Below are 2202 nucleotides of genomic sequence, written 5' to 3' on the forward strand. Positions count from 1 at the left end.
CACTGGGGCACTTTATTTGATATTCAAGTGACATTTTCACTGAACAGATAAGGTGACATTTTCACAGACTATTGACACCCTTTCAAAAAAAGCGGGCTCGTATTGCTGCGTATAACTTTTTCCGGTCAGGAGCAATTCGTCCAGACGCACGCGCATTTCCTGCAGGCTAATCCCCTCCATTCCGATGTTCAGGATCGCTGCCCGGGCCATTCGCCTCAGGAGCAGCACTTCCTGGTCCAGCACGCTGTCAAACTGCTTGCCGCTGTGGACAATTTCCGAACGGTGGTTGTAGGATGATTTGATGAAGTCGGAAATTCGCTTCCGTTCCGCGAAGGTCTCGCCAAAATAATAGGCCATTCGCACCCGCAACTTGAACGTGATCTCCCCCTTTTTCCCGTCAGGAACGAACAGGGATTCCAGCGCAATCCACAGATCAAGCAGCTGATCCTCGATGTTCTCTTTTTCCAATGACAGCATGTAGCGACGAAAAGCAAGTGTCGGGAGAGGTCGGTTGACGCTGATCAGGGACTGGAACACCTCCCGTGTCTGTCCGCTGAATTTCAGCTGCGGCCCTTCGAGCGACCGCTTCAGGTAGTTGATTCCGTAGGTGGGCGGATTTGCCGTAATGACGTACGGGATGGAGCAAATGCCATCCAGCGACGCCAGATTCAGCTTGTTTTCAAGCTCCTCTACCATGGCGCGTTCATCCTTCAGTTTCATATGCGGGGTATCGGCACAGACAAACAAGCTGTTTTCCTCAACACGCTTGTCAAAAAAGTGTCGGTTTTCATTCATCTCGTTGCGCAGAAAACGCTCGGCCAGACGATACATTTTTTCGTTTCCTGAGACCAGGTAAAAACCGTTGGGAAGCTCCAATCGCAGCGGGCCCGGCGATACGGAATTAAATACAGGGGCAATGAGCAGCGGCATGTGTGTCACTCCTGTTTTGTTACCATAATTTTTATTATGTAAACCAATTGGAATGACCGACTGATATCTTGCGGTCGGCCTGACGGGTCGTTCCCAATATCAGATAGAATACCAATAATTCCTATGGTTAGTCACCCCCAGCTCACACAAGCTAAGAAGACCCGACCGGCTTTCACGATTGCTTCACCGGATTGGGCTCTACGCTTCAAACAGGAGTTGATGGACCATGAGGAAGGACAATATTCTCAACGAAAATCCGCACAAAGCGTACAACAACCGGAACGAACCGATGGAACAGACGGGCGAGCCGATGCCGGGTTCGAAAAAGGTAAAACAGGAAAACCACTCCAGACAGATCCAAACACGAGAAGGCTAGGATTCATTCCTAGCTTTTCTCAGTTTTCATTGAATTGTCCCACAATGATGCGTATGATGGAAGAAGCATGCATGATGGAGGTTATCCACCCATGATCATTCTTCCCTTATTGGATCACATTCCGCTTCGCGATGTCATTACATACAGCGTTTCCCCGTTGTTTGAACTGGCAGCCAGCCTTCATATGCTGGCTCAACCCTCTTCACCCGAACCATTGAAAAAGTGGACGGAAGAAACATTGCGTGCTTTCCAGACAGCACGGCTGTCAACGGAGTGGCAGTATTTTGCCCCGGTATTTCGCTTCCAGATTCCAGATTCCTTTGATCCGTTCCACACGAAAGGAATTATGGCGGTGGACGATCAGTATGACTATTTCGTCACCCTCCCCATTGATCAGTTTTGCCAATCTCTTAAAACGGCGATGGAAGCGCTGCAAAATCAGGAAGACACACAGCCGATTTGTCACGACCTCATGAGCGACCCAGAGTTTGTGCAAAGCCGTTTCAGTCTGTTCATCTCGTCTTATTGGCAGCTTTTTTTCGAGGCCAAGTGGGAAGAAATTGCCCCGCAATTTGTCAGGGAAGCAGAGCGGATCGAGCAGGCCCTGGTCAGCGGCGAGAAGGTTGGTCGTTTGTTGAACGGCATTCTCCCGGATTTTCGGTACAACTCTGATTTGAACCGGCTCGAGCTGGATAACGGGAAAGGCTCCCAACAAATTCGCCAGCTCATTTTGTATCCGAGCCACTTTCACGTCCAGTCTCCTTCGCTCGTGTGCAAGGAATTCACTGCCCACCTCGTCTATCATACCAACTGCAATCGTAAAAAAAGCTTCGATTGAAGCCCTCTCGAAGAAGCTGGTTCTTCGTTAGAGGAAACTTTTTATGCGTTCCGGAAAG

General features: G+C 49.5%; 3 protein-coding genes. 2 read left to right on the forward strand and 1 reads right to left on the reverse strand.

The window, feature by feature from the left end; all coding sequences use genetic code 11:
- Window positions 1–36: 36 nt before the first annotated feature.
- Entirely contained in the window at window positions 37–930 is an 894-nt protein-coding gene (locus tag ACE99V_RS20230; RefSeq protein ID WP_400492997.1) for a hypothetical protein, read from the reverse strand.
- Between the two features lie 226 nt (window positions 931–1156).
- Here ACE99V_RS20230 and ACE99V_RS20235 point away from each other — a divergent pair, with 226 nt between their 5' ends.
- Window positions 1157–1306 carry a small acid-soluble spore protein P gene (locus ACE99V_RS20235; RefSeq protein ID WP_400492998.1) on the forward strand — a complete coding sequence of 50 codons (150 nt, stop codon included), beginning with the start codon at window positions 1157–1159 and terminating at the stop codon, window positions 1304–1306.
- A gap of 91 nt (window positions 1307–1397) precedes the next feature.
- Window positions 1398–2144 (forward strand): DUF5937 family protein, encoded by a 747-nt coding sequence (locus tag ACE99V_RS20240; protein ID WP_400492999.1) that lies wholly within the window; start codon window positions 1398–1400, stop codon window positions 2142–2144.
- The last annotated feature ends 58 nt before the right edge of the window (window positions 2145–2202 follow it).

This window comes from Brevibacillus soli, assembly GCF_044759095.2.
Lineage (GTDB): Bacteria > Bacillota > Bacilli > Brevibacillales > Brevibacillaceae > JBIYSM02.

Coding starts and splice junctions, on each gene's coding strand:
- ACE99V_RS20240 (WP_400492999.1), top strand. CDS start 1,398: ATGATCATTCTTCCCTTATTGGATCACATTCCGCTTCGCGATGTCATT.
- ACE99V_RS20230 (WP_400492997.1), bottom strand. CDS start 930: ATGCCGCTGCTCATTGCCCCTGTATTTAATTCCGTATCGCCGGGCCCG.
- ACE99V_RS20235 (WP_400492998.1), top strand. CDS start 1,157: ATGAGGAAGGACAATATTCTCAACGAAAATCCGCACAAAGCGTACAAC.